The sequence below is a fragment of the Glutamicibacter sp. NPDC087673 genome, from assembly GCF_044743255.1.
GTDB lineage: Bacteria > Actinomycetota > Actinomycetes > Actinomycetales > Micrococcaceae > Glutamicibacter.
This window is the reverse complement of the sequence record NZ_JBIUWB010000005.1, coordinates 112976-136626: the sequence shown is the minus strand read 5'-3', so window position 1 is coordinate 136626 and position 23651 is coordinate 112976. Positions and strand designations below refer to the sequence as shown.

Genomic DNA, 23651 nt, shown 5'->3' with positions numbered 1-23651 from the left:
GTCTCAAATCACACGCTTTTCGCGGTCTGCCACTCGGGACCGGGGCACTGGCTTTCTAGGGGGAAATATGAATAAGCGCTGGTCTACATTACTCGCAGGTGCGGCAGTCCTGTCACTGGGCCTGGTTGGCTGCGGCGGAGGGTCGCTCTCCGGCTCGGGGGAAGCCGAAGGAAGCGATGCCGCGGCCGCCGAAGACGGCTCGCTGACCAAGATCACCGTGGGCATCCTGCCCATCGCACCGTCGGTAGCAGTGCAGCAGGGCATCGATACCGGCACCTTCGAGAAGCACGGCCTGGATGTCGAGCTGAGCACCTCCAACGCCGGAGCGGCAATGCTGCCCGCAGTTTCCACCGGCGAACTGGCCATTGCCGTAGGAAACCCGCTATCGGTGATGACCGCAGCGGACAAGGGCCTGGACATGAAGATCGTCACCGGCTACTCCGAGTCCCGCAGCTCAGGCGAAGATGCCAACGGCGTAGTTGCCCGCAAGGACTCGGCAATCAGTGGCTGGAAGGACCTGGCAGGCAAGACCACCTCGGTCAACGCGCTGCGCACCCAGGGCGATCTGACCATCATGGAATCGGCGGAGATGGCCGGAGCCAATCCTGGGGACCTGAAGTTCAGCGAAATGCCGTTCCCGGATATGGAAGCCCAGCTGGACCGCGGCAACGTCGACGCGATCTGGGTCCCAGAGCCATTCCTCTCCCGCGCGCTGGCCAACAAGGACAACGAGCTGGTGGGCTACCCGAACCAGGATGCCATTGCCGGCATGCCAACCATGGTCAGCTTCACCAGCGGCAAGTTCGCCGAGGAGAACCCCGAGGTCATCACGAACTGGAAGGCCGCGATGGCAGAAGTTCTCGAAACGGCTGAAAGCGATCCGGATGCCGCCCGCGCCATGCTTCCCGATTTCATCAACATGGACGCCAAGGTGGCCCAGGGACTGCTGATGGAAACCTGGCAGGCTGAAACCCCGCTTCCCGAGCTGACCAAGCTCGGCGAGCTGGCGGCCAAGTTCGGATTCCTAGATAAGGCCCCGGACATGGACCAGCTGGTCATCAAGTAATCCAACTGCTTTGCACTCATGCTGCTGCGGCCCCGGGAAGCCGGGGACGCAGCGGCAATCGCACCACAATGGGGGAATTCGCCATGAAACACTCGCTCAAGTTCGCACTCGCTTCCATCTCAGTGCTCGCGCTGGCCGCCTGCAGCTCCGGTTCACCCAGCGGAGGAGCAGACAACTCCGCCGATGCCCAGGGCTCGCTAGAGCAAATCACCGTCGGCGTGATCCCGATCGTGGATACCGCACCCATCTGGCTCGGGGACGCCAAGGGCTTCTTCGCTGACGAAGGCCTGGATTTGGAAATCGAAACCGCCACCGGAGGCTCGGCCATCGTCCCGGGCATCCAATCCGGAAGCTACGATTTCGCCTTCTCAAACCTCATTTCCGTGATGGTCGCCAATGACAAGGGCCTGGACATGAAATTCGTTGCCAATGGCATCTCCACCACGGGAGATGGCACCTCGGATGTCGGCTCCGTGCTGGTCAAGGGCGATTCCAAGATCTCCTCGCCGAAGGACCTGGCCGGCAAGAAGGTATCGGTCAACAACCTGTCGAATATCGGCGACACCACCATCAAGTCGATCGTCGAAGAAGACGGGGGAGACCCGGGGAGCATCGAATTCGTCGAGGGCCCATTCCCTGATGCCCCGGCAGCGCTGGAGAACGGCATTGTCGATGCGGCCTGGATCCTGGAGCCATTCCAGAGCTCGGCCCTGGACGCCGGAGCGAAAATGCTGTCGGCGAACTTCGCCGAATTCGATCCGGAGCTGGATGTTGCCGGCTACTTCACTTCGGCGCAGTATGCGCAGGAAAATCCCGAGGTGGCGCAGAAGTTCACCAGGGCGATGAACAAGTCGCTGGACTACGCGCAGCAGAACCCCGACGAGGTCCGCGACATCGTCGGCACGTACACCAAGATCAGCGAGGAAGTCCGCGCTGAAATGGTGCTGCCGCGCTTCCGCACCGACTTCAACCGCGAGGCCGTGCAGAAGCTCGGCGACGCGGCGCAAAGCTACGGGACCTTGTCCAAGCCGGTTGACTTGGAAAAGCTGCTGCCATGAGTGCCACGAGCGCAGCACCTGCGAGGGCGCGCAGGGCCAAGCGCGCAAGAACCGGATCGGCGGTGCCCAACGGGGTGTGGGGGCTGATCGGCATCGTGATTTTCCTTGGCATCTGGGAACTGCTCCCGGCCCTGGGAATCGTCCAGGCCGCCTACCTGCCGCCGGCTTCAGAAGTGCTGATGACACTGTTCGCCGATTTCATGCTGACGGCCTTCTGGGTGGCTGTGGGCGAGACCCTGCTCGCCTGGTTCATCGGGTTGGCCATCGCCGTGCTGCTGGCCCTGGTGCTGGGCTTGGCCATCGGCATGTCGTCCTTCCTGCGCCGCGCCACCAACTCCACCATCGAATTCCTGCGCCCGATTCCATCGGTGGCGCTGATCCCGCTGGCGGTGCTGATGTTCGGCACGAAGATCGAGTCCTCTCTGATGCTGATCATCTACGCCTGCTTCTGGCAGGTGCTGATCCAGGTGCTCTACGGCGTGGCGGACGTGGACAACGTGGCGATGCAGACAGCCCGCTCCTACGGGTTCTCCCGTTTCCAGCGCATTCGCGACGTCATTTTCCCCACCATGCTGCCGTACCTGATGACCGGCATCCGCCTGGGAGCAGCGGTAGCGCTGATCCTGGCGATCACCGCGGAACTGATCATCGGTTCCCCGGGGCTGGGCAAGGAAATCCAGCTGGCCCAATCCGGCGGCGCAATTGCCGGAATGTACGCGCTGATCGTGGCCACCGGCCTGCTGGGCGTGGTGATCAACCTGTGCATGCGCGTGGTCGAGAAGCGCGTGCTCTCCTGGCATGCCTCTGTTCGAGGAGAAGTCATCGCATGAGAACCCTGAAGTCATTGACCTTCCTCGTGGCCCTGCCTATCCTGCTGGTCCTCTGGTGGGTTGCCGCCACCCTGGGCGGAGCGAGCTTCTTCGTTCCCACCCCGGCCGACCTGGTCAGGACCTTTATCGAGACCTGGATCGGCGAACGGATGTTCACCGATGTGCTGCCAAGCATTCAGCGGCTGGTCTTCGGCGTGCTCGGGGCCATCGTGCTCGGCGTGCTGCTGGGCCTGCTGGTGGGCTTGAACCGCACCGCACGGGCCATCACCGAGCCGGTCTTCGAATTCTTCCGCGCCTTGCCGCCGCCGGTGCTGATTCCGGTGCTGATGCTGCTGGTGGGCATCAACGACGGAATGAAGATCGCAGTCATCATCTCCGGAGCCATTTGGCCGGTGCTGCTGAACACCATCGAAGGCGTGCGCGCCATCGACCCGGTGCAGAACGAAACAAGCCGTTCCTACGGGATCAGCGGTTTCTCGCGGATCCGCTACCAGGTGCTGCCCAGCGCCACCCCGACCATCATGGCCGGCATCCGCCAGTGCCTGTCGATCGGGCTGATCCTGATGGTCATTTCCGAGATGTTCGCGTCCTCCTCCGGGCTGGGCTTCGCGATAGTCCAGTTCCAGCGCTCCTTCGCTGTTCCGGAAATGTGGTCCGGCATCGTGGTGCTGGGTCTGATCGGTGTCATCATGTCATTTATTTTCCAGTGGATCGAACGCCGCGTGCTGCGCTGGTACAACGGTCTGAAAGAGGTTGAAAATGCTGTCTAGCCAGAATGGAACCACCGGTGGACGCACCTTGCCAGAAGGCGAAGCGCTGCTTTCGGTTCGTGGCCTGAAGAAGGTCTACCACACTGACGGCGGCGATATCGAAGCCGTCCGCGACCTGACCTTTGACCTGGGGCACGGGGAGCTGGTCTGCCTGGTGGGCCCTTCGGGCTCGGGCAAGACCACCTTGCTCAAGTGCATTGCCGGGTTGCTGGGCGCCACCAGCGGCGAAGTGCTGCTGGACGGCCAGAAGGTCACGGGGCCGCCCAAGAAAATGGCTGTGGTCTTCCAGGAATACGGCCGTTCGCTGTTTCCGTGGCTGCGCGTGGCCGACAATGTGGAGCTGCCTCTGAAGAATGCCGGGGTGCCCAAGGCCGAGCGCAAGAAGCTGGTCGACGAGGCGCTGGAGGCCGTGGGGCTGGCCCATGTGCCCAAGTCCTATCCTTGGCAGCTCTCCGGCGGCATGCAGCAGCGCGTGGCGATTGCCCGCGCGGTGGCCTACCAGCCAGAGGTATTGCTGATGGATGAGCCGTTCGCGGCCGTTGATGCTCAGACGCGTGCTGACCTCGAGGATTTGATCCGCAATGTCTGGAAGAAGCTGGGCGTGACGGTGCTGTTCGTGACCCACGATATCGACGAGTCGATCTACCTGGGCGAGCGGGTGATCATTCTTTCCTCGTCGCCGACCGTGGTGCAGGAGGATATTGCCATTGACCTGCCGGCAGAGCGCGACCAGCTGGAGACCCGGTCGCTGCCGCGGTTCACCGAACTCCGCCACCACGTCTATGCCGAAATCCAGAAGGCCAAGCAGGGGCATCGTCCGGAGGAAGCCAAGACGAAGTTCTTGACGGACCCCAAGTAGCAAGCTGAGCCGCCGGTCCTTGCGGGACCGGCGGCTTTCCTGCGCCCGCCAGCAGCTCTCAGGCGTTCAAGCAATCGATGAGTTCCAGCCCGCGCGTAGCCCATTGGATTTCGGCTTCTGCCCGGGCAATCAGGCCCTCGTAGGTGAACCGCTTATAGGCGACCGTCGCTTCCCAATCCTTGCGCGGCGTGCTCTTCAATCGCTTGGCGAGCATGGAGTTCGAACCTTGCTCCAATTCGGTGATCCGTTCCTGCCATTGCTTGAGCAGGGACTGGTGATGAGCGATATGCCCTCGCATTTGCTCACGTGCGGCCTCGGGTTCCGCCCACTCCAGGTAAGCCGCTTTGAGATGCGCCGGATCGCGGGTGCGTGCGTACTCCAGCGGGGTGTTCATCCAGCCCTTGAATTGGGCAACTCCCTGCTGGGTGATGGTGTATTGCCGTTTCTTTCCGCGCGGACCCCACGGTACATCCTGGCCCGTGATGAGCCCCTCGGATTCCATGCGTTTCAGCTCGGGGTAGATCTGCGAGTCCGGTGCGTGCCAGACGTGCCCGACCGAGGATTCGAAGACTTTATACAGGTCGTAGCCGGTCATTGGCTCAACTGTCAGCAGCGAAAGCAGCGCGTTGCGAAGACTCAAAATCGCCTCTTTCCGGAAATGTGTTGCCAATCACTATGTGTATAGCTATTCTAATGGCATGCAAACTATCTATGTGCATAGATAGTTTGCCGAATTCCACCCTTGAGCAAATCACATACTGGATCCGCCATGGCTGAGCGCAGCCGGGTCCGCCATCGAGAGGACTGCCATGACCGAGGTTGCAGCCAAGAGCACCACCACCGCCAAGATCATGGGCCACCCGCTCAATGCCTGGTACGTAGCGGCATGGGACCACGAGGTCACGCGCAAGCCCATGTCCCGCACCATCGCCAAGCGTCCGGTAGCCCTTTACCGCACCGAAGACGGCAAGGCCGTGGCGCTGGCCGATTCCTGCTGGCACCGGCTGGCCCCGCTGTCCATGGGCAAGACCGTAGGCAAAGACGGACTGCAGTGCCCCTACCACGGCATCGTCTACAACTCCGCTGGCCGCTGCGTCTCCATGCCCGCCCAGGAGACCATCAACCCCTCGGCCACCGTTCCCTCCTTCCCCCTGGTCGAGCGCTACCGCTACGTGTGGATCTGGATGGGCGACCCATCCTTGGCAGACCCGGATCGGGTCCCGGACATGCACCAGATGTCTTCCGACCAATGGGCAGGCGACGGCATGACCATTGCCGCGGACTGCAACTACCAGCTGATCCTGGACAACCTGATGGACCTGACCCATGAGGAATTCGTGCATTCCTCCTCGATCGGCCAGGATGAGCTCAGCGACTCGGAATTCATCACCACGCACGAGGGCAACAAGGTCACCGTCACCCGCTGGATGCACAATATCGATGCACCGCCGTTCTGGCTGAAGAACATGCGCGATAAGTTCCCGGGCTTCGAGGGCAAGGTAGACCGCTGGCAGATCATCCACTTCGAAGCACCGGCAACCATCACCATTGACGTGGGTGTGGCCAAGGCCGGCACCGGAGCACCGGAAGGCGACCGCAGCCAAGGCGTGAATGGTTTCGTCGTGAACACCATTACCCCGGAAACCGATCGCTCCTCGCACTACTTCTGGGCGTTCATGCGCAACTACTGCCTTGACAGCCAGCTGATCACCACCCAGCTGCGTGACGGCGTGCATGGCGTCTTCGGCGAGGACGAAGCGATGCTCAAGGCCCAGCAGGAAGCCATCGATGCCAACCCGGACTACGAGTTCTACAACCTGAACATCGACGCCGGAGGCATGTGGGTCCGCCGCATCCTCGAAGGCATGCTCGCAGCCGAAGCAAACCAGTCCGCCCGCGCCTAGCCGGTTCCCTCGCTCAAACTGAAAGGTTGGTGCCAACGCAATGGCAGCGACGAATATTGAAGTCTGGCAGGACGCGGCAGTCACCCGCATCGTGGAGGTGGCCGACGGGATCAAGCGCATTGAACTCGCCCCGCAGCTGCCCAAGCGCGCCGAGCCAGGCTCCCACATTGATCTGGCGGTACAGATCAACGGCAATGATGCCAAGCGTTCCTACTCCGTAGTTGAATCCAGCGCCGACGGAACAACTCTGGCGATCAGCGTGCTCAAGGCGCCGCTGTCCCGGGGCGGATCGACCTACATGCACGAGCTGTCGGTAGGGGACCGGCTGCAGATCACCCAGCCATTGCAGAACTTCCCGCTGCGCGTGGGAGCCAAGCACTACATCCTGCTGGCCGGGGGTGTTGGCATCACCGCCATGGCGAATATGGCTTCGGTGCTCAAGGGATTGAAGGCTGACTACACGCTGGTTTTCGCCGGACGCAAGCGTTCGGCCATGGCCTACCTGTCCGAACTGCAAACCGAGCACGGTTCCCGGCTGGAAGTCCACGTTGATGACGAGGGCACGTCGCTGAAGGTCAACGAGTTGCTTGGACGTGCTGGTCAGGAAACGGAACTGTACATGTGCGGGCCGATCCGGCTCATGGATGCGGTTCGCCGGGGCTGGGTAGAGCGCGAGCTGGAACCTTCGGCGCTGCGCTATGAAACCTTTGGCAACTCCGGCTGGCATGACCCCGAAGAATTCATTGTCCGGGTTCCCAAGCTGGGCCTGGAAGTGGCCGTTCCGCAGGGGCGGTCCATGCTTGAGGCCTTGGAAGATGCCGGGGCGCAGATGATGTCCGACTGCCGCAAGGGCGAATGCGGATTGTGCGAGGTGCGCATCACCGAGATCACCGGTCATATCGACCACCGCGACGTGTTCTACTCCGAACGGCAAAAACGCCAGTCGAGCAAGATGAACTGCTGCGTTTCACGGGCCATTACCTCGAAGACCGGCGCCAAAGCCGATGCCGCCACCGGTGGCGGGCCTGCTGTGGTCACCATCGAACCGAACTAGCTGAATTCCCATCTAGGCACCACCGCCGGCAGGCAGAAACGGCTCGGCGGGTGGCTTGGTGCACCCCGAAACTGGAGATAGTTCCCCATGGACATCAAGCAGAGAATTGAAAATTCACCGATGTCGGCCTTCCAATGGCTGGTCGTCGCAGTCTGCACTTTTTTGAACGCCCTCGATGGTTTTGATGTATTGGCCATGGCGTTTACCTCGAACCAGGTTTCCGAAGAATTCTCGTTGAACGGAGCCGCGCTGGGCGTGCTGCTGAGCGCGGGCCTCTTTGGCATGGCCGCTGGCTCGTTGTTCCTGGCCCCATTTGCCGACCTGTTCGGACGCCGCCCGATGCTGCTGGGCACCACCGCGCTCGCTTCGGCGGGCATGTTCCTCTCCGCCACCGCAGATTCCATGACGGCCCTTGCCATCTGGCGTATCGTCACGGGCCTGGGCGTCGGCGGCATCCTGGCATGCACCAACGTGATCACCAGCGAGTACTCAAATGGGCGCTGGCGCGGCATGGCCGTGAGCATCTACACCGCTGGCTATGGTGTCGGCGCCACCCTGGGCGGCATGGCCGCAGTCTGGCTGCAGGCGCACTATGGTTGGCGCTCGGTCTTCATCTTCGGCGGTGCGCTGACGATGGCTGCCTTCTTCGCCTTGTTGGCCGTCGTTCCGGAGTCCGTGGACTTCCTGCTAACCCGGCGTACCGCGCGAACCAGCCAGAAGCTGGGCCAGCTGGCACGCAAGATGCGCCTGGGTGCCGAGGACGTAGTCCTGCCCGAGCAGGGCAACGATGGATCAAAGGGAAGCGGCAACGCCGTGCTCGCGCTGTTCTCGCCGGATACCCGCCGGGTGACCACGGTGATCTGGGTTGCCTTCTTCGCCGTGATGTTCGGCTTCTACTTCGTGAACAGCTGGACCCCGAAGCTGCTGGTTACCGCGGGCATGACCGAAAGCCAGGGCGTGGTAGGCGGTTTGATGCTGACCCTGGGCGGCACCTTCGGTTCCCTGCTCTTCGGCGCATTGACTGCCAAATGGGCCGTCCGCAAGGTGCTCATCGCGTTCACCGTGCTTTCCTCGGTGCTCATGGTGGTCTTCATCTCGGCCGCCGGCATCCTCGCCCTGGCCTTCGTGCTCGGCGTCCTGGTCGGCATGCTGATCAACGGCTGCGTTGCCGGCCTGTATACCCTGGCCCCGGCCTCCTACGCTCCGCAATCGCGCGGAACAGGCGTCGGGTGGGCCATCGGCATCGGCCGGTTCGGCGCCATCCTCGCCCCGCTGGCTGCCGGCAGCTTGCTTGATGCCTCGTGGACCGCCGGCCAGCTCTACCTGGGCGTGGGCATCGTGGTGCTGGTTGCCGCGGCCGCCCTGGGGATGCTGCGCTCGCCGGGAACGGGCAACCGGCAGCAACCAGCCGCCGCAGATGCCGCTGCGCAGCCGGCCAAGGCCGAATAGCCCGGGCCTGCTGGACAATGGAAACAAGCACCCTTGAAAGGACCTGGAATGGAGCAGAACCCAACCCCGCCCGCACTGGACTTCGTGGCCACCATCGAGGTCGAGGTCAGTGAGACCATCGACATCGGCGCCACCGCACAGGGCATCCGGAGGGTGGCCCCGATCCGCGGCGGACGCGTAGCCGGCCCCGGGATCCAGGGCAAGGTGCTGGATGCCGGGGCCGACTTCCAGCGCTATCCGACCGCGGACTTGGCCCTGCTGGAAGCGAACTACGTCCTGGAATTGGAGGATGGACAGCGCATCCTGGTGGAAAACCGGGCGGTGCGCTCGGCGGACCCGGCAGACCTGGAGAAGATGATGGCCGGGCAGCAGGTGGATCCTTCCCGCGTCTACTTCCGTTGCGTCCCGTACCTCTCGGCCGATGACTCCGGGCCGCATGCCTGGATGAACCGCACCCTGTTCTTGGGCGTGGGCGAACGGCGCCCCGGCGGCGTGCGCATCGACGTGTTCCGGGTGCGCTAGGGCGCCGCCAAGGGCTGGCGAGCCCGGGCGGCAGCGCTCGGCTAGGCTGGGAGAAACCAGATTCCACTAAGGAGGTCCGCCGTGTCCTGCTGCCATCCTGCCCAGCGTCAGCACCCCGAAACCGGGTCCAGCGCCGCACCCGCGGCCGTGCCTGGGCTCCCGCAGGCCGGCATTGATCCGGCAACTCGCCAGGTTGCCGAGGTGGCGCTGCCCGCAGGCAGCTTCGCCATGGGGGATGCCTTTGGCGAAGGCTACGCGAAGGACGGGGAGGGGCCGGTGCACGCCGTGGCACTGTCGGGCTTCTCGATCGATGCCACCACGGTGACCAACGCGGAATTCGCCCGCTTCGTGGAAGCCACCGGGTACCGGACCGAGTCCGAGGCCTATGGCTATTCGGCGGTCTTCCACCTGCTGGCCCAGGCCCCGGACAAGGACATCCTGGGCAGCGCCGAAGGTGCCGGCTGGTGGCTCACCGTGCGCGGGGCCAGCTGGGCGCACCCGCACGGTGCCGAATCCAGCTGGCGGCAGATTCCGCAGCATCCGGTGGTCCAGGTTTCCTGGAACGACGCGCAGGCCTATTGCGCCTGGGCCGGGCGTTTGCTGCCCACCGAGGCGCAATGGGAGTACGCCGCGCGCGGCGGGCTCGAATCCAAGCGGTACCCGTGGGGCGATGAGCTGCTCGGGCCGGAGGGCGAGCACCGGTGCAATATCTGGCAGGGCGAATTCCCGGTGCGCAACACCTGTGCGGATGGTTTTCTGGGCACCGCCGAAGTCCGTTCATTCCCGCCCAACGGCTTCGGGTTGCACGAGACGAGCGGCAATGTCTGGGAATGGTGCTCCGACTGGTTCCTGCCCAAGTACTACCGCAATTCTCCCGGTGCGGATCCGGCCGGGCCCACCATCGGGCACGGCCGGGTCATGCGCGGCGGATCCTTCCTTTGCCACGATTCCTACTGCAACCGCTACCGGGTTGCGGCCCGCACCTCCAACAGCGCGGACTCCGCCAGCAGCAATACCGGTTTCCGCACCGTCGCGCCGCGCAGCTAGCCAGCTGCGCGGCGCGGTGCGGCGGCTACTCGAAAGCGCGGGCCATGGCCCGGTCCAGGGCCAGGATCTGCTCCGGGTTGTAGTCGGCTTTCGGCCCCGGCGTATAGCGCACCTGGTGCAAGCTCCCGTTGTAGCGGAAGCAGCCGTGGCGCTCGGAAAGCTCCCAGTCCACCGGCCCGCCGCGGTCCAGCCCGACGCTGATCCCGGCGAAGGGCGCCATGCCGGCCAGCTGCAGCAGGCCATCGAGCCGGGCCGCTTCCACCCCGTCCACGAGCAGCCGGATATCCCAGCGCAGCCCGGGCCGGGCGCTGAACTCGGCCGTGATCTGCCGGTCGCCGGTGGCCAGGGGCGCGCTGGTGCGGCGCGTCGTGCCGTACTGGTTGTAGCCCAGATGCACCCGCCCGTCCTGGACGGACAGCACGTAGCCGCCGCCCTGGTCGCCGTGCGCCACGATGACGCCGGCGTCGTGCATCCGGTGCTCCAGCTGCGCATCTATGCTGAAGGAACGCAGCCGGGTCAGCTTGGCGCTGCGGAAGCGTTCCAGGCTCGGGGCGCCGGGACGCAGCGTGACCGGTTGCTCCAGGGCCAGTTCGGTGGCCGGGCGGTTGCGGTTCAACGAGCCGTCGTCATTGAGCGGGAAGACCTGGTTGCGCCAGCCGGCAGCCTGCCAGCGCTCGGCCAGCTCAAGGACCTTCAGCGGGTGGGCGGCAGCCAGGTCCATGGTCTCGGCGGGATCGGCGGCGACATCGTAGAGTTCCCAGGCGCACCGCTCCCAGCCGGGGCCGTTGGGCTCGGGGGCCACGGCCTTCCATTTGCCATCGATGAAGGCGCGGCGGCCGTTGAGCTCGGTGTACTGCTCGGTGTGCGCCGAGGGCTGCGAAGGATCGCGCAGCCAGGCATCGAATGGCACCGCGTCGCTTTCTTGCGCCGGCATTCCGTGGCGCTGACCCAGCGGCGCGATCCCGGCCAGATTCAGCAGGGTTGCGCCGATATCGGTTGCGTAGGCGTACTGGTGGCGGATCCCGTCATCGGCTGCGGACCGCGGAAGCCCGGCCGGCCAGGACAACAGCATCGGCACGCGGGTGCCTCCGCCGTAGGTGTGGGTCTTGTAGAGCCGGAACGGCGTGTTGGAGGCGTAGGCCCAGCCGCGCGGGTAGTGCGCATAGGCCCGTGGCCCGCCGATCAGTTCCGGGTCGCGGGCCACATCGGGATCCCAGCCTTCGGGCAGGCCGAAGCGCGGGGTGCCGAAGCGGCTGAAGTAGCTGCGCGTGCCGGTGTCCCCGCCCTCGGCGGTGGCCCCGTTGTCGGAGGTGAACATGATGATGGTGTTCTCGTATTCGCCGGTGGCCTTCAGGTGGCCGATGAGCCGGTCGAGGTTCTGGTCCACGTTGTCCACGGCCGCCGCGTACACCTCCATGTAGCGGGCGAACAGCTGCTGCTGCTCCGGGGCCAGCTCATCCCAGGGCGCCACCGCGGCTCCCGGCTCGGTGTTGCGCGGGGCGCAGGCGGTGCCTTCGGGGAACAGGCCTTCGGCGATCTGCCGGGCGAAGCGCGCGGAGCGCACGTGGTCCCATCCGGCGTCGTAGCGGCCTCGGTATTTTTCCAGGTCCGCGGGCTTGGCCTGCAGCGGGCCGTGCACGGCCTGGTGGGCGAAGTAGAGGAAGAAGGGCTTGGACGGGTCGTTGGCGCGCAGCTCGGTGAGCATCCCCAGCGCCTGGCCGGTCAAGTCGTCGGTGAGGTAGTAGCCCTCGGGGTATTCATCGACCACTACCTGGCTGTTGTCCCGCACCAGCCGGTGCGGGTTCAGCAGCGAGGTGAACCCGTCCATGCAGCCGTAGTAGCGGTCGAAGCCGCGGGCCAGCGGCCAGCTGCTCTTCTCTGCGCCATCGTGCATTTTCGATTCCACGGTCAGGTGCCACTTGCCGACCATGAAGGTCGCGTAGCCGCCGGCCCTGAAGCTCTCGGCTAGCGTTGGGGCGTCTTCGGGCAATTCCATGGCGGAATTGGGGAAGCCGGGGTCCATGTGCGGGACGTAGGCGAAGCCGGCGCGGTGCGGGTTCATCCCGGTGAGCAGGGCGGCCCTGGCCGGGGCGCACATCGGCGGGGTCTGGTAGTTGCCCAGCCGGTAGCCCTCCGCGGCAATCTCGGCTAGCGCCGGGGTGTCGATTTCCCCGCCGAAGGGGGAGATGTCGCTGTAGCCCATGTCGTCCATGAGCATCACGACCACATTCGGTGCGCCCTGCGGCGCGCGCACCGGGGGATTCCAGGCCGGGATGGACTCGCTAGCCTTCTGCGAGACCTCCCCGGTGAAGTTCGCGTAGCCGCGCACGGGGTACGGGCCGGAATTGATCTGTGCGGGCATGGGGCTGTTCTCTTTCTTCGGGATCTTGCTGGCGCATGAAGGGCACCCGCCGTCCACCGTATTGCAAAGGCGGTGGTCGGCGGGGGCCAACTGGCTGCTAGGAGAGGCTGGTTTTGGAGCTTTCGCGGGTCAGCAGCACCGCGCCCAGGCCGATGGCCATCACGAGCATCCAGAATACTGCGACCAGCCAGAATCCGCCGCCGCCGGCGATGACCAGCCCGGAAGCGATCATCGGGGTGAATCCGGCACCGACCACCGAGGCGCCCTGGTAGGCCAGCGAGGCGCCGGTGTAGCGCACGTGGGTGGGGAACTGCTCGGCGACAAAGGCGCCGATCGGCCCGTAGAGCAGGCCCTGGACCAGTCCGTTGCCGATCACGATGGCCACGGCGAAGCCCCACAGGGTGCCGTTGTTCAGCAGCGCCATCAGCGGGTAGGCCAGCACGATGCCGACGATTCCGGCGAGAACCAGCATCCGCTTGCGGCCCACGCGGTCGCTCATCCGGGCCGCCCAGAAGGTGACGATCAAGGTGAGCACCGCGCCGGCGGCCTTCCAGTTCAGCACCCCGGAGCGGTCCACGCCCTCGCCCACGGCCACCGAGACGCCCCAGACGGTGAGCAGCCCCTGGCAGCAGTAGAAGCTGACGGTGGCCAGCAGGGCCAGCACCACGGCGCGCGGGTGGTTGCGCAGCACCTCCAGCAGCGGCAGCTTGCGCTTCTCGCTGGCTTCGGCGAGCTTGCTGAACATCGGGGTCTCGGCGACCTTGAGCCGGATGACCAGGCCCACGGCAATCAGCGCCGCGCTGAGCAGGAACGGGATGCGCCAGCCCCAGATCAGGAACTGGTCCCCGGCGATGGCCGAGAAGGCGGAGACGACCAGGGTGGCCAGGATGGCGCCGGCCGGACCGCCGGCGTTGGCGAAGGAGGTGGCGAAGCCGCGCTTGGAGGCCGGGGCATGCTCCAGGGCCATGAGCGCGGCCCCGCCCCATTCGCCGCCGACCGCGATGCCCTGCACCACGCGCAGCAGCACCAGGGCGGTGGGGGCCAGGATGCCGATCTGCGCGGTGGTGGGCAGCAGCCCGATCAGCGTGGTGGCCACGCCCATCATCATCATGGACAGCACCAGCATCTTCTTGCGCCCGATCCGGTCGCCGAAGTGGCCGAAGACGATGCCGCCCAGCGGGCGGGCCACGTAGCCGGCGGCCAGGGTGGCGAAGGAGGCGAAGAGCCCGAAGGAGGGGCTGAGATCCGCGAAGAACACCTGGCTGAAGACGATGGAAGCTGCCGTCGCGTAGAGGATGAAGTCGTAGTACTCGATGGCGCTGCCGATGAAGCTGGAAGCGAGGATGCGGCGCATGTCCTTGGTGTTCAGCGAATCGGAGTGCAGGGAATGCGGCGTCCTTGCCGTCCCGGCGGTCTTGTTGCTCATGGGTGTCACCTTGGTGGTCGATGTGGCTTGGCTTGTAACAAGTGTGCTCCGCGACACACAATATGGATAATCAATTGAATCAATACAAACCATCAGAGGAACTTATGGCTGAGCTGACCCTGCGGCAATTCCAGTACTTCGTGGCGGTCGTTGACCACGGCTCGGTCACTGCCGCGGCCGCCGCCTGCCATATTTCCCAGGCCGCGGCCTCCATGGCCATCGCGCAGCTCGAGAAATCCCTGGGCGCCGACCTGCTGATCCGCAGCCGGTCGCGCAAGCTGCTGCCCACCGCGGCCGGCACCGAATTCGCCCGCCATGCCCGGTCGGTCCTGGAGCGCGTGGCCGAGGCCGAGCTGGCCGTGTCCGAAAGCGTCGAGCAGATGCGCGGCGCCCTGCGCGTCGGGTGCAGCCCGACGCTGGCGCCCCGGCTGGTGCCGCCGCTGGCCCAGTACTTCACCCAGCGGCACCCGTTGGTGGACCTGCGCATTTCCGAGGGAGCCCCGGGCCCGATCCAGGACGCCGTGCGCCAGGGGAAGCTGGATCTGGCCTTCGGCTATGCGTGGCAGACGGACGAGGACCTGCGCAGCGAGCATGTGGTCGATGTACACCTGCAGATCATGCTGCCCGCCGGGCACCGCTTCGCCGGGCGCGACTCGCTGCGGCTGGCAGAGATCGTTGAGGAGCCGGCGGTGATCCTCGATGTCCCGCCCACCGCCGAGCGGCTGACCGCGCTGGTCCAGTCGCACGGGCTGGAGCTGGACATCAGGTGGCGCAGCACCAGCATGGAGAATATCCGCTCGCTCGTGGGCCGCGGCTTGGGCTATTCCTTCGCCAACAGCGTGCCGGCCACCGGGACGACCTACGACGGGCTGGAGGTCGTCTATGTGCCGGTAGCCGATGCGATGGAGCAGAATTCGGTGGTGGCGGTATTGCCCGCCGGGCACACCATGCCGCGGCGGGTTGCCGCCGCGCTGGAACTGCTGCGCGAGGATACCGCGCAGCACGGCTGACACCTGCGCCGAAGCCGCGCGGGATTCAGTGGCGCAATGCGGCAGCCTCCTGGCCCTGCGCCCTGCGGGACTTGTCCACCAGCGGGCCCGAGCCCATCTCCGCATCCAGGTTCTGGATCTCGGAGCCGGAGCGGTCCTGCGAGCGTAGCAGCGCCGCCAGGGACATGGCGGAGAATGCCATCCACAGCACCGCCACCAGCCAGAGCTTCCCGCCGCCGGCGATCACCAGGGCGGTGGCGATCATCGGGGTGAACCCGGCGCCAAGGGTGGAAGCCAGCTGGTAGCCCACCGACGTTCCGGAATAGCGCACCGCGGTCGGGAACAGCTCGCCGGCGAAGGCGCCATAGGGCCCGGAGGTGAATCCCTGGACCAGGCTCAGTCCCAGCACGATGGCCAGCATGAAGGCCATGGTGCTGCCCATCTCCAGCAAGGCCATCACCGGGAAGGCGAGGATGATCGCGGCGATATTTCCCCAGATCAGGATGCGGCGGCGGCCCAGCCGGTCGCTGAGCTTGGAGGCGGTGATAATGGCCAGCACGGTGAAGACCCCGCCGATGGCCTTGATGTTCAGCACTTCGGTCTGGGCCAGGATGGCCTGCTGCACGGCGAAGGAAATCGCCCACGCGCCCATCAGCCCCTGGGCCATCTGGCCCGAGAGTCCGGCCACCACCGCGGTCATCAGCGGCTTGCGGTGGTTCCGGAACAGCTCGGCGATGGGGATGCGCTTCTTGGTTTTCTTCGCGGCGGCCGAGACCTCGGTGAAGATCCGGGACTCGGAAACGCGCATGCGGATGAAGATCGCCAGCATCATGAGCACCGCGGAGAAGACGAACGGCACCCGCCAGCCCCAGGAAAGGAATTCGGCCTTGGGCAGCAGCGACATCCCGGAGAGGATCAGCGTGCCCAGGATGGTGCCTGCCGGGGCGCCCATGTAGGCGAAGGCCGAGGCGAAGCCGCGCGAGCTCTTCTTCGAGTTCTCGAAGGCCAGCAGCATCGCCCCGCCCCATTCGCCGCCCACGGCCAGGCCCTGGAAGATGCGCAGGCTGACCAGCAGCACCGGTGCCCAGAGGCCGATCTGCGCGGTGGTGGGCAGCAGGCCGATGAGCGTCGAGGCGATGCCCATGGCCAGCACCGTGGTGATCAGGATGGCCTTGCGCCCGATCTTGTCGCCCAGGTTCCCGAAGATGAATGCGCCCAGCGGGCGGGCGATATAGCCCACTGCCAGGGTGCCGAAGGAGACGAACAGGGCCGCATTCGGATCCAGGCCGGCGAAGAACACCTGGTTGAAGACGATGCCCGCGGCCGTGGCGTAGAGGATGAAGTCGTAGTACTCCACCGCCGTACCCAGGAAGCTGGAGAACAGGATCCTGCGCATCTCCTTGGGGTTGGCGTGGTAGGTCGTGCCTTGCGGTGCCGGCGTTGCCGGTCCTGCGTGCGGGTTCTGGCTCATGGCCCTGTCCTTTCGGTGCTTTGCTGTGGATGCTAGTTGCTGCGGGTGCTGGCCGTGGCCGGCGCCGGGGTGGCGCGGGCGGCCGGCCCGAAGGGGATCACGTCGAGGTCATCGGGGATCGTGAGCCGCCCGCTGAAGGCCGTACGTGCTTCCTGCCAGGCTTCGGGAGGGCTGTAGCTGGGAACCAGATGGTGCAGGGCCAGGTGGGCGACCCCCGCTTCGGTGGCGATCCTGCCGGCCTGCGCGGCGGTGGTGTGGGCCCGGCGGTGGTGGTCCATGGTGGCCTGCAGCATCTGCGCGTCGGAGTACTGCGCGGCCAGGACCTCCAGGTTGATGGCCTCGTGCAGCAGCAGGTCGGTGCCCCGGGCCAGGGTGGCCAGGTTGGCGCAGGGAGCGGTATCCCCGGAGATCGTCACCGAACCGGCGGCGGTGTCGAAGCGGAAGGCGTAGGCCGGGGCCGTGGGGTGGTGGGAGACCAGGATGGCCGACACGGTGACGTTGCCGTCGCGGAAGACCTCGATGGGATCCATCGGCGGAGCCACATCGGTATCCGGGTCGAAGCCGAGCGACTCGGGCAGGCGGATTTCGCGCGGGTCGAATTGCACGGCCGGGGAGAGCGCCAGCGAATCGAAGATCCGGTCGTTGCAGTCGGTGGCGTAGGCGGAGAGGATCCCGGAGACCAGGCCTTCGATTCCGGGCGTCGGACGCGAGGGGGCAATGGGCTCGGGCACCGAGGTGGCCCGCGGGGACAGCGGCGGCAGCTTGCCGCGGTCGCCGGGACCCACGATCGGGATCGGCCCGCGCTCGGTGTTCTTCAGCTCGAAGGCGCCGAAGAGCAGCAGCGAAGGCAAATCCACGGTGTGGTCCGAGTGCATGTGGGTGATGAAGATCCCGCCCAGCTGCGGCAGCTGCAGCCCGGCCGCATTGGCCTGGCGCCCTGCGCCCTGGCCGCAATCGACCAGGTACCAGGTCTCGCCGACCACCACCGCGGTGGCGATGCCGAAGCGCGGGGTGCCGCGGTGGTCCTTCCACCAGCGCGGGCCGCCGGCGGTGCCCAGCGTGACGACGTAGGGAATCAGGTCGGCCGGTTCTTCGGATTGGCCCATGGCGGATCTCTCGCTTTCAACGGATGGTGCCGGGGAAGGGCTGCTTCCCCTGGTGCTCATTCCATCTTGGTGGCCCCCGTCACATTTGCCTAGCTAGAATTACTGCATACAGGCATAAGGAGAACTAATGAGTGAACTGACATTGCGGCAACTCGAATACTTCGCAGCGGTCGCCGAAACGCAATCCGTCACCCAGGCGGCGCGGCTGTGCCACGTCAGCCAGGGGGCGGTCAGCCTGGCCCTGGGGCAGCTGGAGCAGGCGCTGGGGGTCACGCTCGCCATGCGCCAGCGCGGGCGCGGCATCGCGCTCACCGTCGAAGGCCAGGAGGTGGCCACCCGGGCGCGGATCATCACCGACCAGGTGGAGCACCTGCGCCAAGCCGTTTCCCAGGTGCATACCGGACTGACCGGGCGGCTGAGCCTGGGGGTCTTCACCACGCTGGCGGTCCATGTCATCCCGCACCTCATCGAGTGGTTCAGCACCAGGCATCCGCAATTGCAGCTCAGCTTCATCGAAGGCAGCGGCCCCGAGATCCAGGAGGCGCTGTTTTCCGGCCGCACCCAGCTGTCCATCGGCTACGAGACCCAGTTCGGGCCCGACTGCGCGCTGGTGGTGCTCAAGGAATTCCACCGCCAGGTCGTGGTCAGCCCCGAGCATCCGCTGGCCGGGTTCGAGCAGATCAGCTTCTCCCAGCTGGCCCGGTACCCGGCCGCTTTCCTGGACCTGGAGCCCGCCCTGCAGCATACGCTGGACGAGTTCAAGCGCCATGGGGCCACCGCGCAGGTCAGCTGGCTGCTGGCGAATGTGCCTTCCATCCACGCGGTAGTGGGCCGCGGATTGGCCTACTCGCTGCTGATGCAGCCCACGCAGAGCAGCCTGGAGGACCGGCCGCTGGTCTTCCGGCCGCTCTCCGAGCGCACCGAGCCCAATTCGCTGGTGGCGGCCATGCCGAAATCGGTCAGCCGCAGCGCCATGGTCACCGAGACGCTCGCGGCCCTGCAGGGCCAGTGGGCCTAGCCGGGGCCAGCCGGAATCAGGAAGCCGGGGCCAAGGACCGCGAAATGCCGCGGGCCGCGGTGCGCAGCGCCAGCGCGGCGGACTGCAAGTTTCCCGAACCCCTGGGCACCACGACCGAGATCACCGCCAGCTGGTAGCCCGATTCGTCCAAGATCGGGGCGGCGACCCCGGTAGTCTCCGGGTCGATGAATCCATCGAAGGAGGCAAAGCCGTTGCGGCGGATCTCTGCGATCTCGGCGCGGAAATCCGGATGGGTTGCGTCCACCGCCGCATGGTGGCGCCCCAGATAGCCGGCGATGTCCTCGGGCCGAGCAAATGCCAGCAAGGCCATGCCCATGGAGGTGCGGTGCACCGGCATCCGGCCGGCCACGCTGGCCTGGTTCACCACGGACCCGGGCCGGGAGAGTCGCTCGATGATCAGCACTTCATCCCGGTCCAGGACCGATAGCTGGGTATTCTGGCCGATGAGCTGGTTGATGTCCTCCATGAAGGGCAAGGCGGCTTGGCGCAGGCCCAGCGTGGAAGCGCTGCGGTTGGCCAGCTCCCACAGCCGCAGGCCCAGGCGCACCTGGCCATCGTCATCGCGGGAGAGCAGTTCGTGGGAGACCAGCGATTCGACCAGCCGGTAGGCCGTGGCCCGGGGGACATCGGCCCGGCGGGACAGGGCGTTGACGGTCAGCTGCGGGTTGTGCGCGTCGAAGGCATCCAGGATCCGCACCAGGCGGTCCAGCATCGAGTCCCCGCTGGTCGAATTGGCCATGGAACTACTCTAGACCAGCAGGCCAGCACGCCAGTGGCCCGCCAGAAGCCGATTCAGGGCAAGCCAACACGAGAAATGTTAGACCCGCAGCCCGGAGCACGCCTACGATGAGCACAGGCATCCCGATGACCACTAGCCTGCGGGCCCGGCCAGGCGCCCGCAGTGGTCCGGAGCCGTGAACGCGCCAGGACTGAGGGAGGACACCATGGCAGAGCACCGCGACTCGCCGCCGGATCCAGACGGGAAGCTGAACCCCGTCGTGGAGCGCAGCAAGTTCGGCGTCAGCAAGAAGCCCAAGCACATCGGGGCAGAAGAATCCCGCGCACCGATGACCAGCTCGGAACTGAGCAAGGGCCCCGGGGAGCTGGCCGAGCAGCCGTAACCATCCTCCCTTGAGGAAGCAACGAGTAGCCCGAATGACCAGGGAACACGAGCTGCAAACAGCCGAAAGCAATCCAGAAGTTAACCTCCGGGCCATCTTATTTTCCAAATGATTGATGTAATAACGGTTGCGGATGGGGGCGTACCTACTGGAAGCGGGCGGTTATGGTTCGAATTCGCGAAGTGAAGCTTGTTGCACTGTCGGCTGCGCTCATGCTCGCCGCCAGCGGTTGCGTCAGCGTATCCGAGGAAGGATCCGGCAATCCGCCAGGCGCCACGGCGGCAGCTGGCCCGGGTTCCACGCAGCAGGCCGCCGAAGTTCCGCAGCGGCCCCAAGTTCTCGAAGAGCATTCCGGGGAAGGCCTCGAGGCCGCCATCGGCTACTGGGTGGCGTTGCTGAATCATGCGGTGGAAACCGGCGACACGGCGGCACTCAAGGAGTTCTCCGCCTCGGACTGCGCGCTGTGCCAGGAGCAGATCGCGCAGATTGACCAGGCCTACGCCGGGGGCGGGAGCATCGCAGCTGGCGAATTCAGCATCACGGAAATCTCCAGCAGCCTCGATCAATTCCAGGACGAGGATGGCGAAAGCAAGGTTGCCTTCGCCAACTTCGGGCTGGAGCGCGCCGCCGGGGAAGTTCTCGACTCCGGCGGGAAGTCGAGCAGCGGGATCGAGCCGGTGTCCTGCCAGGACCTTGATGCCAGATGGGATGAGATCGCCTACGGCGAGGACGGAAGCTTTATCGGATCCATTTGCAGCCTGGCGGTGCAGGAGCCGGTGTTCGACGCAGCCAGCGGGTGGCAGCCGTTGAATGTCGCGTTCAACGCCCAGTTAGGGGATTGCGGGTCCGAGGTGCCCCACCGCCCAGGCGGTGGGGCACCTTTTTCGTGGCCGGTGCCTCGGTGCGGGAAATCTATTGAAGCCGACGGCGGTAAATGATAAAGTTCAACATACGAACATAAGTTCACAATGTGAACATCCCGTAGCGATGGAGCAGTGAGATGATGCAGCAGGCCTACCTATACGACGCAATCCGCACACCCTTCGGCAAGATCGGCGGCGCACTGTCCAGCCACCGCCCCGACGACTTGGCCGCCCATGTCGTGCGCGAGCTGGTAGCCCGCGCACCGCAGCTGGATGCCGCGGACATCGACGAGTCGATCTTCGGCAACGCCAACGGCGCCGGCGAGGAAAACCGCAACGTGGCCCGCATGGCCACCCTGCTCGCCGGGCTGCCCACCTCGCTGCCGGGCACCACGATGAACCGCCTGTGCGGCTCCTCGCTGGATGCCTCGATCGCGGCCTCCCGGCAGATCGCCACCGGCGACGCGGACCTGGTCCTGGTTGGCGGCGTCGAATCGATGAGCCGTGCTCCATGGGTGCTTCCCAAGACCGAGCGTCCTTTCCCGATGAGCAATCTGGAACTGGCCAACACCACCCTGGGCTGGCGCCTGGTCAACCCGGCCATGCCGGGGGAATGGACGGTATCGCTGGGCGAGGCCACCGAGCAGCTGCGCGAGAAGCACAACATCTCCCGTGAGGACCAGGACGAGTTCTCCGCGGCCTCGCACCAGCATGCCGCGGCCGCCTGGGAGGCTGGCAAGTACGAGAACCTGGTGGTCCCGGTTCCGCCGGCGAACAAGCGCGGCACCGAAGTCACCCGCGACGAGACCATCCGCGCTGATTCCACCGCAGAAACCCTCGCCAAGCTGCGCACCGTCTTCCGCACCGGGGAGAATGCCACGGTCACCGCCGGCAACGCCTCGCCGATGAACGACGGCGCGTCGGCGGCCTTCATCGGATCCGAGCGCGGCGGCGAATTGCTGGGCGCCGAACCGATCGCCCGCATCGTCTCCAACGGCGCCGCCGCCCTGGACCCGCAGTTCTTCGGCTTCGCCCCGGTCCAGGCCGCCAACAAGGCGCTGGCCAAGGCCGGGCTGAAATGGTCGGACATCTCCTCCGTCGAGCTGAACGAGGCTTTCGCCGCCCAGTCCCTGGCCTGCATCCGCGCCTGGGATATCGACCCGGGGATCGTCAACGCCTGGGGCGGGGCCATCTCCATCGGCCACCCGCTGGGCGCCTCGGGCCTGCGCATCCTGGGCACCGTCGCCCGCCGGCTGCAGGAATCCGGCGAACGCTTCGGCATCGCCGCCATCTGCATCGGCGTGGGCCAGGGACTGGCCGTCGTCGTCGAGAACGTGAACGCAACCAAGTAGCTTGTAGAAAGGCAGCATCATGGCACCACGTATTGCCACCTCGGCCGCGGACGCCGTCGCCGGGATCACCGACGGCGCCACCGTCCTGATCGGCGGCTTCGGCAACGCCGGCCAGCCGATGGAACTGATCGACGCGCTCCTGGACTGCGGCGCGAAGGACCTGACGGTCGTGAACAACAACGCCGGGCAGGCCGACGCCGGCCTGGCCCTGCTGATCAAGGAACGCCGGGTCAAGAAGATCATCTGCTCCTTCCCGCGCCAGTCCGACTCCTGGCACTTCGATGAGGCCTACCGGGCCGGGGAAATCGAGCTGGAGCTGGTTCCGCAGGGCAACCTGGCCGAGCGCATCCGCGCCGCCGGCGCAGGCATCGGCGGGTTCTTCACCCCCACCGGCTACGGCACGCTGCTGGCCGAGGGCAAGGAAACCCGCGTGATCGATGGCAAGGGCTATGTGCTGGAAACCCCGATCCACGCCGATTTCGCGCTGATCAAGGCACTGAAGGCCGACACGCTGGGCAACCTGGTGTACCGCAAGACCGCGCGGAACTTCGGCCCGATCATGGCCACCGCGGCCAAGTCGGCCATCGTGCAGGTGGACGAGGTCGTCCAGGCCGGTTCCATCGATCCGGAAAACGTCATCACCCCGGGCATCTTCGTGGATACCGTGGTGGAACTGGGAGGGGAAAAGTAATGAGCGCAATGACCACCACCGAAGCAAAGCTCACCCGCGATGAAATGGCGCAGCTCGTTGCCGCGGACATCCCGGCCGGAGCATTCGTGAACCTGGGAATCGGCCAGCCGACCAACGTCTCGAACTACCTCACCAAGGAACAGGGCGTCACCCTGCACACCGAGAACGGCATGCTGGGCATGGGCCCGGTGGCCACCGGCGAGGACATCGACCCGGATCTGATCAATGCAGGCAAGATCCCGGTCACGCAGCTGCCCGGCGCCTCCTTCTTCCATCACGCGGATTCCTTCGCGATGATGCGAGGCGGCCACCTGGATGTATGCGTGCTCGGTGCCTTCCAGATCTCCAAGGATGGCGATTTGGCCAACTGGCACACGGGTGCCGAAGGTGCCATCCCTGCTGTGGGCGGCGCCATGGACCTGGCTATCGGCGCCAAGGCGACCTGGGTGATGATGAGCTTGTTCACCAAGGCCGGGGAATCCAAGCTGGTTGAAACGCTGAGCTATCCGGTCACCGGGCTGGGCTGCGTCTCGCGGATCTACACCGAAGTGGCCGTCTTCGAGCTGCGCGATGCCAAGGTCTTCGTGCGCTCCACCCATGGCATCAGCTTCGAGGAGCTGGCCGCCAAGGTCCCGGTGGAACTGACCCAGGCCTAGAAGACCCAGTAGATTA

23 protein-coding genes are annotated in these 23651 nt (G+C 65.7%); 17 read left to right on the top strand and 6 right to left on the bottom strand.

Annotated elements, in window-relative coordinates; all coding sequences use genetic code 11:
- Positions 1-67: 67 nt before the first annotated feature.
- The 5 genes from ACIOTL_RS13095 (at position 68) to ACIOTL_RS13075 (ending at position 4583) form a co-directional block, all read left to right on the top strand.
- Positions 68-1066 carry an ABC transporter substrate-binding protein gene (locus ACIOTL_RS13095; RefSeq protein ID WP_400343016.1) on the top strand — a complete coding sequence of 333 codons (999 nt, stop codon included), beginning with the start codon at positions 68-70 and terminating at the stop codon, positions 1064-1066.
- Between the two features lie 83 nt (positions 1067-1149).
- Positions 1150-2124, top strand: coding sequence for an ABC transporter substrate-binding protein (locus tag ACIOTL_RS13090; RefSeq protein WP_400343014.1), 975 nt, complete (start codon positions 1150-1152; stop codon positions 2122-2124).
- Positions 2121-2954 carry an ABC transporter permease gene (locus ACIOTL_RS13085; protein WP_388024453.1) on the top strand — a complete coding sequence of 278 codons (834 nt, stop codon included), beginning with the start codon at positions 2121-2123 and terminating at the stop codon, positions 2952-2954. The genes ACIOTL_RS13090 and ACIOTL_RS13085 overlap by 4 nt, the downstream gene beginning before the upstream one ends.
- Positions 2951-3724 carry an ABC transporter permease gene (locus ACIOTL_RS13080; RefSeq protein WP_388024451.1) on the top strand — a complete coding sequence of 258 codons (774 nt, stop codon included), beginning with the start codon at positions 2951-2953 and terminating at the stop codon, positions 3722-3724. Before ACIOTL_RS13085 ends, ACIOTL_RS13080 begins: the two co-directional genes overlap by 4 nt.
- A complete protein-coding gene (locus ACIOTL_RS13075; protein WP_388024450.1) occupies positions 3714-4583 on the top strand; it encodes an ABC transporter ATP-binding protein in 870 nt (289 codons plus the stop codon). Before ACIOTL_RS13080 ends, ACIOTL_RS13075 begins: the two co-directional genes overlap by 11 nt.
- A 58-nt stretch (positions 4584-4641) precedes the next feature.
- Here ACIOTL_RS13075 and ACIOTL_RS13070 read toward each other — a convergent pair whose 3' ends face one another.
- Positions 4642-5223 (bottom strand): PadR family transcriptional regulator, encoded by a 582-nt coding sequence (locus ACIOTL_RS13070; RefSeq protein ID WP_400343011.1) that lies wholly within the window; start codon positions 5221-5223, stop codon positions 4642-4644.
- A 169-nt stretch (positions 5224-5392) separates the two neighbouring features.
- Between ACIOTL_RS13070 and ACIOTL_RS13065 the strand changes: the two genes are divergently transcribed.
- The 5 genes from ACIOTL_RS13065 (at position 5393) to ACIOTL_RS13045 (ending at position 10559) form a co-directional block, all read left to right on the top strand.
- Positions 5393-6487: a Rieske 2Fe-2S domain-containing protein gene (locus ACIOTL_RS13065; protein ID WP_388024446.1), complete on the top strand. Its 1095-nt coding sequence runs from the start codon at positions 5393-5395 to the stop codon at positions 6485-6487.
- A 40-nt stretch (positions 6488-6527) separates the two neighbouring features.
- A complete protein-coding gene (locus ACIOTL_RS13060; protein ID WP_388024444.1) occupies positions 6528-7541 on the top strand; it encodes a PDR/VanB family oxidoreductase in 1014 nt (337 codons plus the stop codon).
- 120 nt (positions 7542-7661) lie between these two features.
- Entirely contained in the window at positions 7662-8990 is a 1329-nt protein-coding gene (locus tag ACIOTL_RS13055; RefSeq protein ID WP_388024442.1) for an MFS transporter, read from the top strand.
- A gap of 48 nt (positions 8991-9038) precedes the next feature.
- On the top strand, positions 9039-9512 hold the full coding sequence (locus ACIOTL_RS13050) for a DUF3237 family protein (protein WP_388024440.1): 474 nt from the start codon (positions 9039-9041) through the stop codon (positions 9510-9512).
- An 81-nt stretch (positions 9513-9593) separates the two neighbouring features.
- Positions 9594-10559: a formylglycine-generating enzyme family protein gene (locus ACIOTL_RS13045; RefSeq protein ID WP_388024439.1), complete on the top strand. Its 966-nt coding sequence runs from the start codon at positions 9594-9596 to the stop codon at positions 10557-10559.
- A 25-nt stretch (positions 10560-10584) separates the two neighbouring features.
- Here ACIOTL_RS13045 and ACIOTL_RS13040 read toward each other — a convergent pair whose 3' ends face one another.
- Positions 10585-12921: an arylsulfatase gene (locus ACIOTL_RS13040; protein WP_400343008.1), complete on the bottom strand. Its 2337-nt coding sequence runs from the start codon at positions 12919-12921 to the stop codon at positions 10585-10587.
- A gap of 97 nt (positions 12922-13018) precedes the next feature.
- Positions 13019-14347, bottom strand: coding sequence for an MFS transporter (locus ACIOTL_RS13035; protein WP_388024435.1), 1329 nt, complete (start codon positions 14345-14347; stop codon positions 13019-13021).
- A gap of 104 nt (positions 14348-14451) precedes the next feature.
- Here ACIOTL_RS13035 and ACIOTL_RS13030 point away from each other — a divergent pair, with 104 nt between their 5' ends.
- Entirely contained in the window at positions 14452-15357 is a 906-nt protein-coding gene (locus ACIOTL_RS13030; protein ID WP_388024433.1) for a LysR family transcriptional regulator, read from the top strand.
- Positions 15358-15382: 25 nt separating this feature from the next.
- On the opposite strand, the gene ACIOTL_RS13025 is transcribed toward ACIOTL_RS13030, so the two are convergent.
- Together ACIOTL_RS13025 and ACIOTL_RS13020 are read right to left on the bottom strand one after the other, a co-directional pair.
- Positions 15383-16807: an MFS transporter gene (locus ACIOTL_RS13025; protein ID WP_388024431.1), complete on the bottom strand. Its 1425-nt coding sequence runs from the start codon at positions 16805-16807 to the stop codon at positions 15383-15385.
- A 32-nt stretch (positions 16808-16839) separates the two neighbouring features.
- Positions 16840-17913: an MBL fold metallo-hydrolase gene (locus ACIOTL_RS13020; RefSeq protein ID WP_388024430.1), complete on the bottom strand. Its 1074-nt coding sequence runs from the start codon at positions 17911-17913 to the stop codon at positions 16840-16842.
- A 127-nt stretch (positions 17914-18040) separates the two neighbouring features.
- Here ACIOTL_RS13020 and ACIOTL_RS13015 point away from each other — a divergent pair, with 127 nt between their 5' ends.
- On the top strand, positions 18041-18931 hold the full coding sequence (locus ACIOTL_RS13015) for a LysR family transcriptional regulator (protein ID WP_388024428.1): 891 nt from the start codon (positions 18041-18043) through the stop codon (positions 18929-18931).
- Positions 18932-18947: 16 nt separating this feature from the next.
- Here the strand turns inward: ACIOTL_RS13015 and ACIOTL_RS13010 are convergent, their stop codons facing one another.
- A complete protein-coding gene (locus ACIOTL_RS13010; protein WP_388024426.1) occupies positions 18948-19691 on the bottom strand; it encodes an IclR family transcriptional regulator in 744 nt (247 codons plus the stop codon).
- Between the two features lie 205 nt (positions 19692-19896).
- Between ACIOTL_RS13010 and ACIOTL_RS13005 the strand changes: the two genes are divergently transcribed.
- The 5 genes from ACIOTL_RS13005 (at position 19897) to ACIOTL_RS12985 (ending at position 23635) form a co-directional block, all read left to right on the top strand.
- Positions 19897-20073: a hypothetical protein gene (locus tag ACIOTL_RS13005; protein ID WP_388024425.1), complete on the top strand. Its 177-nt coding sequence runs from the start codon at positions 19897-19899 to the stop codon at positions 20071-20073.
- A gap of 182 nt (positions 20074-20255) precedes the next feature.
- Positions 20256-21011 carry a DUF6318 family protein gene (locus ACIOTL_RS13000; protein ID WP_388024423.1) on the top strand — a complete coding sequence of 252 codons (756 nt, stop codon included), beginning with the start codon at positions 20256-20258 and terminating at the stop codon, positions 21009-21011.
- Between the two features lie 65 nt (positions 21012-21076).
- Positions 21077-22288 carry a thiolase family protein gene (locus tag ACIOTL_RS12995; RefSeq protein WP_388024653.1) on the top strand — a complete coding sequence of 404 codons (1212 nt, stop codon included), beginning with the start codon at positions 21077-21079 and terminating at the stop codon, positions 22286-22288.
- A 19-nt stretch (positions 22289-22307) separates the two neighbouring features.
- Positions 22308-22979, top strand: a complete 672-nt coding sequence (locus ACIOTL_RS12990; RefSeq protein ID WP_400343005.1) for a 3-oxoacid CoA-transferase subunit A — start codon at positions 22308-22310, stop codon at positions 22977-22979.
- A complete protein-coding gene (locus ACIOTL_RS12985) occupies positions 22979-23635 on the top strand; it encodes a 3-oxoacid CoA-transferase subunit B (RefSeq protein ID WP_105658562.1) in 657 nt (218 codons plus the stop codon). Before ACIOTL_RS12990 ends, ACIOTL_RS12985 begins: the two co-directional genes overlap by 1 nt.
- Positions 23636-23651 lie beyond the last annotated feature (16 nt).